Origin of the sequence: Stieleria neptunia (genome assembly GCF_007754155.1) — a bacterium.
GTDB lineage: Bacteria > Planctomycetota > Planctomycetia > Pirellulales > Pirellulaceae > Stieleria > Stieleria neptunia.
The window spans coordinates 1,083,040-1,097,909 of sequence record NZ_CP037423.1 but is presented as its reverse complement, the minus strand read 5'-3'; the positions used below and the strand labels follow the sequence as shown (position 1 = coordinate 1,097,909).

The 14,870-nt window shown below is 58.8% G+C and carries 10 protein-coding genes; 3 read left to right on the top strand and 7 right to left on the bottom strand.

Features of this window, described 5'->3' with window-relative positions:
• Positions 1 to 227 precede the first annotated feature (227 nt).
• Complete coding sequence (locus Enr13x_RS03900) at positions 228 to 1,439, top strand: sialate O-acetylesterase (RefSeq protein ID WP_145384790.1); 1,212 nt, start codon at positions 228 to 230, stop codon at positions 1,437 to 1,439.
• A gap of 109 nt (positions 1,440 to 1,548) precedes the next feature.
• On the opposite strand, the gene Enr13x_RS03895 is transcribed toward Enr13x_RS03900, so the two are convergent.
• The 3 genes from Enr13x_RS03895 to Enr13x_RS39630 all read right to left on the bottom strand — a co-directional run bounded on the left by Enr13x_RS03895 (position 1,549) and on the right by Enr13x_RS39630 (position 5,805).
• On the bottom strand, positions 1,549 to 4,788 hold the full coding sequence (locus tag Enr13x_RS03895) for a hypothetical protein (RefSeq protein WP_145384789.1): 3,240 nt from the start codon (positions 4,786 to 4,788) through the stop codon (positions 1,549 to 1,551).
• A 136-nt stretch (positions 4,789 to 4,924) separates the two neighbouring features.
• Positions 4,925 to 5,374 (bottom strand): FKBP-type peptidyl-prolyl cis-trans isomerase, encoded by a 450-nt coding sequence (locus Enr13x_RS03890; RefSeq protein ID WP_197455761.1) that lies wholly within the window; start codon positions 5,372 to 5,374, stop codon positions 4,925 to 4,927.
• Positions 5,375 to 5,586: 212 nt separating this feature from the next.
• On the bottom strand, positions 5,587 to 5,805 hold the full coding sequence (locus Enr13x_RS39630) for a pentapeptide repeat-containing protein (RefSeq protein ID WP_390621094.1): 219 nt from the start codon (positions 5,803 to 5,805) through the stop codon (positions 5,587 to 5,589).
• On the opposite strand from Enr13x_RS39630, the gene Enr13x_RS03880 reads away from it, so the two are divergent.
• Both Enr13x_RS03880 and Enr13x_RS03875 read left to right on the top strand, forming a co-directional pair.
• Positions 5,713 to 7,422, top strand: coding sequence for an ABC transporter substrate-binding protein (locus Enr13x_RS03880; RefSeq protein WP_390621093.1), 1,710 nt, complete (start codon positions 5,713 to 5,715; stop codon positions 7,420 to 7,422). The two genes, Enr13x_RS39630 and Enr13x_RS03880, sit on opposite strands and share 93 nt — an antisense overlap.
• Positions 7,419 to 9,521 (top strand): methyl-accepting chemotaxis protein, encoded by a 2,103-nt coding sequence (locus Enr13x_RS03875; protein ID WP_145384786.1) that lies wholly within the window; start codon positions 7,419 to 7,421, stop codon positions 9,519 to 9,521. The genes Enr13x_RS03880 and Enr13x_RS03875 overlap by 4 nt, the downstream gene beginning before the upstream one ends.
• Here the strand turns inward: Enr13x_RS03875 and Enr13x_RS03870 are convergent.
• From Enr13x_RS03870 to Enr13x_RS03855, 4 genes are all read right to left on the bottom strand, one after another.
• Positions 9,440 to 11,062, bottom strand: coding sequence for a PAS domain-containing sensor histidine kinase (locus Enr13x_RS03870; RefSeq protein WP_145384785.1), 1,623 nt, complete (start codon positions 11,060 to 11,062; stop codon positions 9,440 to 9,442). The genes Enr13x_RS03875 and Enr13x_RS03870 overlap by 82 nt on opposite strands.
• A gap of 102 nt (positions 11,063 to 11,164) precedes the next feature.
• Complete coding sequence (locus Enr13x_RS03865) at positions 11,165 to 13,057, bottom strand: C45 family autoproteolytic acyltransferase/hydolase (RefSeq protein ID WP_231744073.1); 1,893 nt, start codon at positions 13,055 to 13,057, stop codon at positions 11,165 to 11,167.
• Between the two features lie 134 nt (positions 13,058 to 13,191).
• Positions 13,192 to 13,656, bottom strand: a complete 465-nt coding sequence (locus Enr13x_RS03860) for a bacterioferritin (protein WP_095736499.1) — start codon at positions 13,654 to 13,656, stop codon at positions 13,192 to 13,194.
• 47 nt (positions 13,657 to 13,703) lie between these two features.
• Entirely contained in the window at positions 13,704 to 14,777 is a 1,074-nt protein-coding gene (locus tag Enr13x_RS03855; protein WP_145384784.1) for a cytochrome-c peroxidase, read from the bottom strand.
• Between the last annotated feature and the right edge of the window lie 93 nt (positions 14,778 to 14,870).

Here is a 14,870-nt window from a genome sequence, read left to right as displayed (position 1 = left end):
GCGACGTCAGAGAATTTGCCTATCCCCGATTCCAACGCCCGGCCAACCGGCGCGGTACAATCATCGGCGAATCCACCTAAGCAACGCACGGAAAATAGGTGGGATAGGCTTCCAGCCTGTCGATGCTGAAATGACAGGCTGGAAGCCTATCCCACTTCAAGAGATCCGACACTTCTATTCCACTCGTTGCTAAACGCCCCCATCCCGTGGCAGCAAGGTTTGCACCCATGAGAATCCGATCCATTGCCTTCCTCACGCTGAGCCTATTCTTCGCGCTGCATGTTGGTGCGAAAGACCCGCTCAAGATCTACATCCTTGCCGGGCAGTCCAACATGCAGGGGCATGCTCAGGTTTCGACCTTTGACCACGTCGGTATGGATCCCCGGACGGCGCCGATTCTGGCCGAGATGCGAACGGCGGACGGGGCGCCGCGGGTCTGTGACCAAGTTTGGATCTCATCGATCGGCAACGACGGAACCGAACAGGAGCACCACGGTCGGTTGACGGCCGGTTATGGAGCGATGGGGCGGAAGACCAAAATTGGCCCCGAGCTGACCTTCGGGATCTACATGCAGAAACAGCTTGGGGAACCGATCCTGATCATCAAGACGGCGTGGGGTGGCAAATCGCTGCACACCGATTTCCGACCGCCGAGTGCCGGTCCCTACGAATTCAGTGAATCACAGCTGGCGTCGATGCAAAAGCAGGGCAAAGACATCGACCAGATCAAGCGAGACCGTATCCAGGCGACCGGCCGCTATTACCGGTTGATGGTGGATCACGTCAACAAAGTCGTCGCCGACATCAAACGCGTCTACCCGGATTACGATCCGAAAGCCGGGTACGAAATCGCGGGTTTCGTTTGGTTCCAGGGATGGAACGACATGGTCGCCCGCGACGTGTACCCCAACCGGGACAAACCCGGCGGGTACGATCTTTACAGCCGGTTGCTGGCCGACTTCATTCGCGATGTCCGCAAAGATCTCTCGGCACCCGAGATGCCATTCGTGATCGGCGTGATGGGGGTCGGAGGCCCGGTCGACCAGTACGGCGCGAGTCAACAGCGATACAAAAGCACTCACGATGGTTTTCGCAAAGCCATGGCCGCACCGGCGGCGATGCCGGAATTCGAGGGCAATGTCGCGGCCGTGCTGACCGAAAACTACTGGGACGCCGAACTGGACGAACTGAAAGACCGCGGCGGCAAAATCAAGGCAAAGTCCCAGGAACTGAACAAGGACCCAAGCCTCAGCCGACAGCAACGTGAACAGGCCTTGGCCACGTTCCGGGAAGAACTTTACACGCCGCGCGAGCTGGAAATCTTGAAAGGCAGCTCCAATGCCCAGTACCATTACAATGGGTCTGCCAAAATCATGGCACAGATCGGCAAAGGCTTCGCCGAAGCGATGGCGACGCTGAGCGAATCAGGGCGCGACTAAGCAACGAGCGGAATAGAAGTGTCGGATCTCTGAATGTGGGATAGGCTTCTAGCCTGTCATTTCAGCATCGACAGGCTAGAAGCCTATCCCACTAATTTTCCGTGCGTTGCTAACGCAATCGCCAGCGGACGCTGCTGCGAAGTCCGTCATCCTCGAATTGCATGTTCAACTGGATCGAATCGATCCGGTTCATCAACCCGAAGGGCTGTTGCGGGTCGAACGCCGGTTGTCGCTGCCGCGTCGGTTCGCCGTAGCTGTCGCTGACCATTCGAAAATCGCTCCAACGCCATTGGTCACCGGCCAGTTGCCTGGGGTAGAACCCGTACAATCGCTGATGTTCCGCCGCGGCCTGCTGCACGGTCTTGGATCCACTGAGCATGAAGGGATACAGTCGCCCCAGGCCGGACATGACAGCGTTGCGGTTGGCATCGGACGCGGCGGCGAACAGTCCCGGCAGTTGTGCTTTGCAAGCTGACGGAGAAACTTGCAACAGGGCGGCATTTAAATCAGCCGGTGCGACGCTGACGACGCGATCGTCGCTGGACCAGGGGATGTTGCGGATCACCAGATAATTGTCGACCACTTCCACGCCATACCGCAGTTTCACGACGCCAAACACGTCCATCGTCCAAACCCATTCGTCCCGATCTCCCACCTGGTAGAACGAGGCGTTGAAATTACGATTGCGGCGTTCGTTTGAGATTCCGGCCAGGGCTGCTTGACGCAGGTATTGCGATGTCCGCTCAGGCGATTTTGTTTCGACCAGAATGCTGCAGGGACGCGTCAACATGGAGAGCGCGACGGGGACCATCATCATTCCATTGCCGCCGCCCCGCAGGACATTACCGCCGAAGGCACCGAAGATGTCGCCACTTCCCATCGCGATGATCGGATCGGCGTCAAAGACCGCGACGTGGACACTGGGGCCAAAATCGTCCAGCATCGCGGGGCTGGCGCCGGAGTAGCGTGTGAAGAATTCTGAGAAATTGCCGGCCACCACCTGCCAAGCCATGTCTTTCAGATTCGCCGAAAACTGCAACACCGGTGTCGGCTCCACGATCGGCACACGCAGCGCGGTCTGGTCGTCCTGGTGCGCCATGAACATTTGCAGGCCGTTGTAGATCGAATTGTCGACCAGCGGCAGGATGAACGTCGACAATTCCAGTTGATCGCTACCGACTTCATCCAACCGAATCGCGATCGGATCGAAAAAGCGACGCCAATACCGGGAGTAGTTTTCGACGTACGCGCGGTACGCTTCTGCTTCGGCCGGCGTCACGTTGTCCAGCGGAACGTCGGGTAGCGTCCGCATGCGAGGCAAGGAATCATAGTGCTCGCTCCGCACCAGTCCGTTGGCGCCCACCAGCATGTTGTCATGCTGCCAGCCCTGAGGAAGATGTCCGCTGGCAACCAGTTCGGAGAGGGAATCAGGTTTGGCATGACCATCCAATCGAGCGAGCAACACCTGGGCGGTCAACGCCTCCATCTTGGCTTTGGCAATCACCCGCCTGCGTTGACCGATCTTGACGCGCGGTCCCACCAGTCGTCGCACGAACGGATCGGACAGATAGGCGTACAGACGTGTTTCTTCGTTGACCGGCAACTGGGTCAACATGTAGCGAAACTCCGCGCTCGCCCCCAGACTATCCGCACCGTGTTGCGCGTGCAGGTCGATCGCCTGTTGAAGTTCACCGCGATGGGTGCTGGCGAACAACAGGTCGTCGCGGAGGGCCAAATACGCAGGGTCACCCGATTGAGTGGGCAACTCCAAGATGGACTCGGTACCCAGATCGGATGCGCCGAGCAGCGCGAGTAGCTTGCGCAAAAGTTGTGGCTGTCTCAATCGCGCCACGATCGTCACATCGGTGCCATCGATGAAGAACAGGTCCGGCGCGAACAGCGCCATTTCGCTGGTCAGGCCGGACGTCAACACGGCGTCCACCCAATCTCGGGTCATCCCCAGTCGGGCGAGATAACGCGATTGCAGGTTGTACTGAAGGCAATTGCCCGTCAGCGTGGTTCCGATGCTGGCGATGAAGGGCGCGCCGGTATCCAGCAACGCGGAAATCGACTCGGGTTTGCCGACGTACACAAAGAAACGATCCGGCGGCACACAACGGGCGATTTCGAGACTGCCGCCGGTCTGTCCGTCCAACATTTTTTCAAACGGATGCGATTTCACTTTGACACCCGAAAGTGAATCCACATCGATCGTCGCCGCTTGGCCCGAATCGGTCGCCCGCAACATTTGCAGTTGAAGGGTTTCTTCGATGGCGGCGCGGCCTCCCAAGACGGAGAACATGGAAAGACTGCGTTGCGGGTTGGCGTCCGGCTGAGCGGTCTGCCCCGCTTGATCCCAGACCTGTAGCACGCCCCCGTCGGCTGCGATCGCGTAGGGTCCCCAAGCGAATTTCCTGGCGTCGCTGAGGGGCTTGCGAAGTTCCGCGTACGACGATTCAGATCCGCTTGACGCGTCCCATCGAATCGTCCGTTGCGTGTTCAGCACCTGGTTGTAGGTCTGCAACTCCAGCGATTGAACAACCGGTTCGCCGGACACCAGCACCAATCGGTACTGCAAATTGGGTTGCTCGGCGGCCCGTTTCGCACTGTCGCGGTTGATCATCGGGCGAATCTTGACCTGCTGGGATCGGATCAACTGCGGGTCAATGGCGACGCGTTCGCATTGGCCGTCGGTGTGCAGCACCCAGTGTTTTCCATCGTCGACAAACGGCCGCAATTCGAACGCCAAAACCGATCGGTTCTCGCGCGCGACGGATTTTCGCTGGTTCGATTGGGTCGGGGAAAACTGGAATCGAACGTCGGGGATCAAATGAACAAAGGGTCCTTCGAGCGGCTGACCGTCGATGAAGTCGGTCAAGTCCTCCGACCGATAACTTGCGGAATTCCAACGCCGTGCGACGTAGTCCCATCGCTTGTCCTTGGCCAAGTCGGCGATCGAACCTGGTCCCACCCCCTGTCCGTCCTGGGCGTACTGGCGACAGGCCTCGAACCCCATTTGCACCTGCCAGCGACTGCTTCGGATTTGCCGTTCTTCCAATGCCGCATACATCCGCTTGCCCAGCTGTCGCAGCCGCGAAGGTTCGGTCGGCACGAGGTACAGTTCGCGAACCGCGTGCTGGGATTCGGGCGTCTGAATTCGCCACAGTCCATCGGCCGGCAGTGCAACGGTCCCGACATAGGCATGCAGGGGACCGTCAGCGATTTGGCAGTGGGACGTGTCACCGACAACGGTTTCGGCCTGGCCCGAAACCGCCAACCACTGCAGCGTGACCAGGCAGGCAACCCATCGAAATTTGATCGGCCAGGATTGGAGAGTGCGATGGCTCATAACAGCGATTCCTCGGATGAGATGCAACTCGAGTCATGAGCCGAAAGCTCATGCACGACGGTTCAGCCTATGGCAACGGGGAGCCCCTGGCGAACTCCATCGTGCGCAAAATCCTCGGATTCCCCAAAACGCGTGCTCAGAAGACGCGAATCACTTCCACGACAAAATGGAGTGTGGCATTGGGCGGGATGCTGGGCGCACGGCCGTCTTCACCGTAGCCCAATTCGGATGGAATCTCCAACTCGATCATTCCGCCTTCACCGACCAACTGCAACCCTTCGGTGAATCCCGGGACGACTTGCTGAAGCGAGAAAATGACCGGTTCTCCCTGGGAATAGGAACTGTCAAAAACGGTTCCGTCGTCCAGTTTTCCCAAGTAATGGACCCGCACGTGACCACCCGGCTTGGCTCGCTTGCCGTCCGACCGACGCAGCACCCGGTACTTCAGCCCAGATTTCGTCGTCGTCAACTCTTGCGGCGCATCTGCGTCAGCCGGCCCCGGTCCGGGCATCAATCCGGAACATCCCGTCGCCGAGCAGAGGGCCATGCAAAGTAGTCCGACCAGTGACATCCGAACGGTGTGCATGGTGTGCGATCCTGACGAAAGTTTCAAAAGCATAAGAAAGGCGACCGTGTCGAGCACAAACGGGGAACGGCCATTCGGCCGGACAAAGCATAGATTCACAGGAAAGCCTTTCACAAGCCCGGCAGAAATCGCATCACCGAATACGGCCAGCAGCTATCATAAACCATGCCCGATTGCGTGTCCCACGAGCCAAAGGTGCTCCCATGAGTTCATCAACCTTGGAAAATCGTCTTGGGGTGCTGTGCACCCTGATGGCTGCGATTTTGGGTTCGTGGCCACTGGCTCAGCCGGCACTGGCTCAGCCGGCACTGGCTCAGCCGGCACTGGCTCAGCCGGCACTGGCTCAGCCGGCACTGGCTCAGCCGGCACTGGCTCAGCCGGCACTGGCTCAGCCCGGGTTGGCTCAGCCGGCGGCACGGCAGCGGATCCACCCGGTGCGACTGAGGGCCGACGACGCCGGCGAGCGGTTCGTGGACCGTCTGGTCCCCGGTTCGCACGTCAAGGTTTTCATTCCCAGCCTGCCCTACATCTACATCTCGCATGCCATCAATGGTGCGATGATCAAGCCCAGCGAAAACGCCCGGGGTTGGGATTACGACATGGCGGTGTCGCATGAGCAGATCGACGACACGACCTACGAATTCAAACTTCGCCAAGGCGTTCAGTTTCAGGATGGGACGCGATTCGATGCCGACGCGGTGGTCAGGAACATGGACGCCTTCAAACGGGCGCCCACGTTGTACAGCAAGATCGACAAGGTCTTTGACCGCTGCGAAAAAATCGACGAATTCACGGTCCGTTTTTTCCTGAAAGAAAAGTACGGCTGTTTCATGAATGATCTGATCTGGATGCAGTTCTACAGTGACGAGTATCTGAAACTCAATGGATGGAACGGAAAAGCAACCTGTCCCAATCTTTCCGCCCCGGGACCTTACGGCCTGGGGCCTTACATCTTGACCGAAGGTTACGTCGAAGGCGATCGACAAACGCCCAAGGCGGTGTTGAAAGCGAACCCGAACTACTGGGACCAGCGTTATCCAAAAATCGAAACGATCACCGTGTTCACGGAACTGGACAGTCGGCTGGCGAAGAACCGTGTCTTGGAAACCGAGGGCGAGCTGGACATCGCCTTCATCCCGCCGGAATACAAAGTCGACACGATCCTGTCCCCGTACGCCAAACTCGTCACGTCGCCGACGACCAACAACATCGCGATCCACATGAATCTGATCAACGGCAATCCCGAGCTGTTGGATGTGGACGTCCGCCGCGCACTCAACGAAGCCCTGCACCAACGCAATCTTTGGCACTTCGTCTTCGATCGTGAAGCCACGTTGTCCCCGACCCAAGCGTCGCCCTTCTTTCCCGGCATGCGCAAATCCACCCAGTTGCTCAAACCGTACTCCGAATTAGAGGATCCGTACGATGCCGGCAAACGAGCCCAGCTGAAGAAACGACTCAACGGGCTGCGTTTGAAAGTCCTGACGCAAAACCGCTACATGGACTTGTGGCGGAGCATCGAGACCCAACTGGGTTACGTCGGCGTCACGCTGGACATCGAGGAGGTCAAGAGCGAAAAGCAGATCTTTGATCCGCTGCTGACGACGAACCAAGATCAAAACGAAGTCGAGTGGGATCTGCTGGTATGGGGCAACGACGACTGGTTCTTCAACCATCCCTTCACCGCCTTTCTCGTCTATCGGACGCATAACGTTTGGAGCACCATTTTCCCGGATCCCATCCTGGATGGTTACATCGAAGAAATGTTCCAGGCGAGTGTGGAAGATCCGGGATTCGAAGACATCACCTACAAGATCGTCCAACGCGTCTATGACCAGGCCTACATGCTGTTCGTTCCAACGCCGAACAATGTCTTTGCGGTCAACAAAGAGGTCGGGTTCAAACCGTACCGAATGGCCTGTTATCCGCTGTGGAAAATCCAGGTGACCGACCAACACTGGTCGGTGCGCAAGGGGGCTTACCCGGAAGCAAGAAAAGAACCGATGGAAGTGACTCGCATTCAATTCGACGCCGGAGAAAGTCCATGAAAAACCGAGGCGTACTGGGAAAACTGTTGCTGCTGGTCGGGATTTCGGTCGTCGCGTTCTGTGCGGTGGGCATCTTTGGGATCGTCAGCAACAAGAGAATCCACGATTCCGTCGACCGTGTTCGATTGACGGCCGAACAGTTTCAAAAGGGCGCGTTAAACATCACCGACCCGCTCAGCGAACTCAGGCAACTGACGCTGACGATGGTGATGGCGCCCAATTTGGAACTGCAGGAGCAACTCAACAACGAGCAGCGATTGCTGACCAATCGGCTGGACCAGACGTTCAAGCAGTGGGACCTTGCGGCCAACAGCCGACGTGAGAAGGAAGCGTTCCAGAACCTGCGAGCCAGTTGGGAGGACTACCGAGAGATCAAAGATTTCACGGTCGACAAGGTCATGGGCGGTTATCGAGAGGAGGCGTTCATCAATGCGATCCGGGCGGAGAACGATCAGTTTCAGCTCGTCAACGATCAGGTGAAAGGGTGGCAACAGGCGATCATCGCCGACGCCGAAGCCGTCAATCAGTCGGCCGGCGAGATTGCCGACCATGCCTTGCTCGTGTTCATCTTGGCGATCGTCATCGCCACCGCGCTGATCGGCGGATTCGGTTTCCTCACCACCCGCAGGATCGTCGGTCCGATCGAAACGCTCAAGAAGACGGCGTCGAAGATCGCCGACCACGCGTCGAGTGCGACGATCGGCGAGGCACTGGACGAACGCATCAAAGTCGACTCCAACGACGAACTCGGCGCGCTCGCACATGCCTTCAACACGATGATCGGGAACATGCACGCGGCGATGGAAAAACTGGACGTGGCCGAGAAACGCACCCAAGCGATTTTAAATTCGACGGCCGATGGCATCCTGACGATCGATGCCAAGGGCACCATCCAATCGCTCAACGCGTCCTGCGAATCGCTGTTGAACTATCGGGCGTCGGAATTGCGTGGGCAGTCGGTCACCGCCATCATCCCCAGCTTTCGATTCAACGGACGCGCCCCCACTTCGACCGCCACCACCGCCGCGGGCGCGGGCTCCGGCCGAGCGCCCCGATCCGATCGCCATGGCGATGAGAGCGAAGCCTACGGCGTGGACAAACAGGGCCGTCAGGTCCCCATCGCGCTGCGCGTCACCCAAATGGAATTTTCAGGAGAACGGATCTTTATCGCGACGCTGCAAGACATCGAGCGTCGCAAACAAGACGAGCAGGAACGGACGCGATTGTTTGAAGCCATTCGGGAAACCGTCAGCCACCTGTCGGTCGCCAGTTCCGAAATCTCCGCGACGATGAAACAGCAATCCCTGGGGATCGAAGAACAGGCCAGCGCGGTCACGCAAACGTCCTCGGCCGTCGAAGAAGCCGCACGGACGGCCCAGGAGTCGATGCATTTGGCCAACGAGGTCGCCGAAGCCTCGCGGCGGGCCGACGAAGTCGGACGCTCGGGTCGCAAGGCGATTGAGGACACGAGGGTTTCGATGAACAACGTGCGGGAACGGGTCGAATCGACCGCCGACAGCATTCTGATGTTGGCCGAACGCGCCCAAGCGATCGGGGAAATCATCACGACCGTCAACGAAATCGCCGACCAAACGAATCTGCTGGCACTCAACGCGGCCATCGAGGCATCCCGGGCGGGCGAAGCCGGCAAGGGATTTTCGGTCGTCGCCGCGGAGGTCAAATCGCTGGCCCAACAAGCCAGACAATCGACCGGCCAGATCCGCGAGATCTTGAGCGAGATCCAACACGCCACCAACCACGCGGTGCTGGCGACCGAACAGGGAACGCAATCGGTCGGTGACGCCAGCGGTGTCGTCGTCAAAGCCGAGCAGACGATCGAAACCCTGGTGACCATGGTCGGCGAAGCGTCACGCGTTGCCGCACGGATCGTGACCGCGTCCAGCCAGCAAGCGACCAGCATGGACCAGATCACCGAGTCGATGAACCAGATCGATCGGACCACCCGACAGGCGATGGCGGCCACGCACCAAACCACTCATTCGGCCGAGGACTTGAATCAACTGGGAAGTCGATTGGCCGAACTGTTGGCAGACGATGCCTCCGTCGACCGACTTGCCCCGGCATCACATTCGGCCTGAGATCGGGGCTCCCCTGGCGCGTGCGGCAACGTGAAATGGACCACCAATCCGCCCTGCGGACGCGGCGTTGCCCCGATCCGGCCGTCGTGGGCTTCCACGATCGTGCGGCTGATCGACAACCCCATCCCCAGCCCGTCTTGTTTGGACGTGAAGAACGCGTCAAACAATTTGTCCCGTGCATGCTCCGACACGCCGATCCCCGTGTCCTCCACCGAGACCCGGACCATTGACTCGTCCAAGGCGGTCCGTACCGTGATCCTACGGGGCTCGCGGCCGCTGACCGCTTCAAGTCCGTTGCGAACCAGATTGACGACGACTTGTTCCAACTGCACGCGATCGGCATGGACGACGACCGGCGTGGGCGACAATTCCAGCCGGACCGATGCATCCGCGACGTGTGTCATCGGCGTCAAGATGGCCACCGCATCGCGAATCACCGCATTCATGTCCAGCGTCGAACGGACACCATCGGTTTTGCCGACGAACGCTCGCAAACGCCGGATGATCTCGCCGGCCCGCACCGCCTGCTCGGCGACCAGACGATTCAATTCTTGCAGCGTTTGACTCAGTTCATCGTGACGGTTCTCAAGCTTCTTTCCCGCGACGGCCGCAAAGTTGGCAATCGCGTAGAGCGGTTGATTGACCTCGTGCGCGATGCCGGCGACCAACTCTCCCATCGTCGAGAGCCGTGAAACATGGGCGAGCTGGGCCTCCTTTTCTCGCAGCTGATTCTCAGCCTGCTTGCGCTTCGTGACGTCACTCATGAAACAGTAGTGGCCGTCGCGCTCGCCTCGTGCATCGAAGGTTTTCACCAACAACAACTGCTTGAAAAACACCGATCCGTCTTTTCGCAGCGCCCGGCATTCCGCCGTCGCACGCCCCTCACGCAACATCGTCTCGTAACCCTCGCGCGCGAGGGGTTGACTGTCTTCGGGGACGGTCACCGTCCACGATTGGCCGAGCAACTCGTCGGGTTGATAACCCAGCATCGCGGCGTACTGCGGCTTGACCATGATGAAACGCCCCTCCCGATCCAGCCGCGAGATGCCTTGCATCGCATTCTCAATCGCCAAGTTCAGCTGGTCGAGTTCCTCGTTGGCCTGTTTCTGTTCGGTGATATCAATGTCAATTCCGATAAACCCCGTCGGGTTCCCGGCCTTGTCGGTGACCAGCGAAATGATCGTGGACGCCCAAAACTTGGTGCCATCTTTCCGCCGCTGCTGATACACGCCCTTCCATGATCCGGTCTCAAAGACCTGCCGCATGCGTTCACGTTCGACCCGCTCTTCCTCCGGTTCGACGATGAACGTGATGGATTTGCCAAGGACCTCCTCCGGCGTGTAGCCGTACAGGTGCTCTGCGCCGCGCCCCCAGTAAGTCACGTCGCCATCCAAGTTGGTGCCGATGACGGATTCTTGCACGCTATCGAGCAATTGCGATTGATAGTGCTCGCTGGTCGTCGATTGGCTTTGTCGGTTCGCCGCGTCGAACTCAGCCAACTGCGAGCGCAGCGATTCAATTTCGTTTCTTAATTCATCCATGGGCGCACGATCACACCGTCTCTTGGCTGCGAATCCGCCTGACACTTCTATTCCGCTCGATCCTTAACATAGCAGAATTGTTGGACGGAAACGTTGCCGTCTTCACTCCCCTCCGCGGCCGGCCAGCGACGTCAACAGTTCCCGCAGATCCAAACGAACGTAGGGGCGTTCTGCAGCGGGGCGTCGGTGGTCGGCGTTGGCTACATACATCACTTGATCGGCGGGGACGAACAACACGTTGTGCAGATTCGACTGCATCGCGACCGGTCGGCTCATCAGCCATTTGCCCACTTCGGCATCGATTTGACCGTGCTTTTCGTGAACACGCTGCCGCAGGACTTTCAGCCGATCCCCCGCCGAAAGCACGACCGCGTCCTGAATGCCTTCGCCCAACCGCGGATCGGCTTGGCCCGGTTGAATGAACTCAATCGAATCGGGATCGGCGGCCACACCGACGGCACGATTGGTCTTGCCGTCGGCAAACACATAGTAATATTCGCAGGTCCGTGGGCTGTCTCGCCACAACGTGATCACTTCATCCAGCGTGCTGCACTCTTCAAGCGCCCGCCGCATCAACGTCGCCATCGGCACACCGTCCCACCGGCCTTCACCACCACCACCCATCTCGCCCAGCGAGATGGCTTGGGCGTTCATCCCACTGACGCTGCCGATGAAGCCGGCGTAACCGACGTTGGCAAAGGGGATCTGCCCGTCGGCGGCAACAATGAAGGTGGTCGCCGAATCTTGCAGGCCAATCGTGGTCATGTAATCCAGCACCCGGCCATGGTAGAGCTTGCCATCTCGAGTCGCCTCGCCGAACACGGCAAAGCCGCTGCAATGAAACAGTTCCGGAAAAACGTTCAGCGAATCGACTAGATTTTCATCCAGTCCGAGCGCCCGGGCCATCGCCCGCGTCTCGATTCGATGCCGATCCGGAATGTGGGGCGACAATCGCGCGAAGGCGGCATCCAAGTCATGGCGGAACCAGCTGCCCGAGCGAATCGTTTGCACGACGCCGAACGTGTGCAGCACCGAGTCGATACAGGCCTGGGCCTCGTCGGTCAGTAATTCGCCATGGGCGCGACCGATCTCGCGAGGTGAGCCGGAGAGCAAAACAACGCGATGCCCGTCGATCCACCGCAGTCGACCACTGGCGGTTTCCCGATCCCGTTTGCTCGGGCTCGTCAGCACCTTCGACGGTGCCAAGATCTCAACGGCACGTCGGACGCCGCGAACCAGTGTCCGTTCCAATTCTTCTCGCGGGATTTCAATCTGTTTCATTCCCGGCCAGTCGTCGGCACCGGCCATGGCGCTAGGTTGATCGGCGATGAACAGATCCAACTGGGCATCCTCCACTCGAACCTGCAGCGAACCATTCGGCTCAAAGGAAAACTCCACCGATCCGTTGCCGCGTCCACGCCGGGTCGCGGGATCGTACGTGATGCCGACAAAGGTCTTCAGCGCGGCTGCGATGGCGGCCCCATCCGGAGTCGCCAGTAGCGGCGCGTAAGTCGAAAGCGTCGTTCGCGTGGAGATCAATCGTTGCGACAATCCGCTGGGCGACAGCGAATCGGCCGCTGTATCGGCTACCTCTGCATCGGCCGCTGCATCGCCTCGGCCGACATACACCACGCCATGCTTGGGCAGCGCGAATGCCGTGGCACCGTCGCGGCGGCGAATGCGTACTTCGTAATCGCGGTGCTCCAGATCCAGATCGAACGCATGATTTCCATAGCGGGCAAGACGAATCTTGATCGTCTGTGCGTCGCCATCGATCGGAACCTCCGCCCGGCAGCGAAGTTCAAATTCCTGCTGCGATCCCGAGAGCAGATCCAGGTAAGGCTGCAAGTTCGCCGCCAACGGATCGATCGTCGATCCGGCATCGCCGCCGCGGGCCGGGCCCGACAGCAACACAAGCCCCAGCAGCATCACCGGATGAACGAAACAGAAACGGGTGAACCAACGTCGGCGAGTGCCCCGAGAAAAACCTGCCACGATCGTGCTCCAGAAAGTAGATTCCGTCAAATCCAGCCGGCACGATTGTACACGATCCGTCCGTCCCAACGAACCAACACGTCATCAGGCTCAAATCGGTCCAAGAAGTGGGATAGGCTTCCAGCCTGTCATGCTCATTCCATGTACTTGGCGATGAAAGCCGGTTCGCCCATGCGATCGAGCAGGTCCAACTGCAGCTCCAACCAACTCATGTGCCCCTCTTCGTCCAAGGCGATCTTTTCGAACAGCTGCCGGGTCCCGATATCTCGGTCCTCGAACGCTCGGAACGATGCGGAGGTGTAGAACTCGATCGCTTCTTTCTCGTCGGCGAGATCCATTTCAAACATCTGCTTCAAAGAATGTGCTCGCACGGGCAACTTCGCAAACTCCAGTCTCGGTTCGCCGTTGAGAAACAAGATCCGCTGCAAGTATTCCTGCGAGTGCCCCAGCTCCTCCTGCATTTCTTCACGCATCGTTGTCGCCAACAGCCCCATTCCCCAATCATCAAGCACACAGGCGTGAAGTTGGTATTGGTGCTGGGCGGTGAGTTCCATGGACAACGCTTTCTGTAAATTCTCGATCGTCTGTGTTGTCGTCATTTTCGTTTCTCAGGTTGAAGGAAGGTTCTCGAAACTCGGCTCTGATGTCAGTGCCCTGTTGCGTCGCCAAAGCCCTTGGCGGCTTCCGGCTGTTGCAGTACGGATTCACCGAGTCGCGATGGCAGCCGCGGGAGTGCGATTTCGGGAAATCGGCCTTCCAACGCGGACAGGAACGCGACCAGTTCGGCGACTTCGTCGTCGCTCAGCTCCGCATCCAGCTGGGTGCTGGCCATCAAGCGAACGGTTTCAGACAGCGAACCGACGCGTCCGTTGTGCAGATACGGAGCGGTCAGGGTGATGTTCCGCAAAGTCGGTGTTTTAAAGTAATGGTCATCGCTGCGATCACCCGTCGCGTTGGACCGCCCCAAATCGGAAATCAGGTCATATTTTTTGACAAAAGTGGAATCGGTGATGCGAGGAAATTCGACGAATTCGCCATCGCTGCCGGGCTGCCATCCGTTGAACGCCGGACCGGAGTGGCATTCCGTGCATCCGGTCGATTCAAACAATTCCATCCCCCGGATTTGAACGTCGCTCATCGCGACTTTGTCTCCCGAGAGATACCGATCGAAAGCGGAATCCGGCGTGATCAGCGTCCGTTCAAAGGCGGCAATGGCCTCTACCGCGTTTTCAATCGTGACCGCGTCGCTGGGGCCAAACACCGATTCAAATTTACGGATGTAGCCGGGGATCGCTTGAATGCGGCCGATCACCTGATCGTGACCGGCCATTCCCATCTCGACGTCCGCAACCATCGGGCCTTTGGCTTGGTCTTCCAGCGTCGGCACGCGACCATCCCAAAACTGCGACGCCTGGAACACCGAGTTCCACACCGTCGGCGCGTTTCGCGGCCCCGTCAAACCATCGACTCCCATCGACGTGGGACGTCCGTCGTCGCCGCCTTCCATCAGATTGTGACAGGTGTTACAGGAAACCGTTCCGGTGGCCGAGAGCCGTGGATCAAAGTAGAGCTTCTTGCCCAAAGCAATTTTCTCGTCGGTGTCGCCTTGCTGCGCGGCACTCTTGGGCAGCGGTTCGAAATCTTGTGAAAGGACCTGTGTGCATCCGAGCAACAGGGTGCAGGCCAGGAGGTTGATTTGGACTCTTGAGAGGGCGTTCATTGGTCTGTACTGAGTGTTTCACTGAGGCTGCAAGTGTTTCAGTGAGGATTCGTTGAGTGAGTGAGCCTTGTCGGTAAAGCAAGTCGCCTAAAC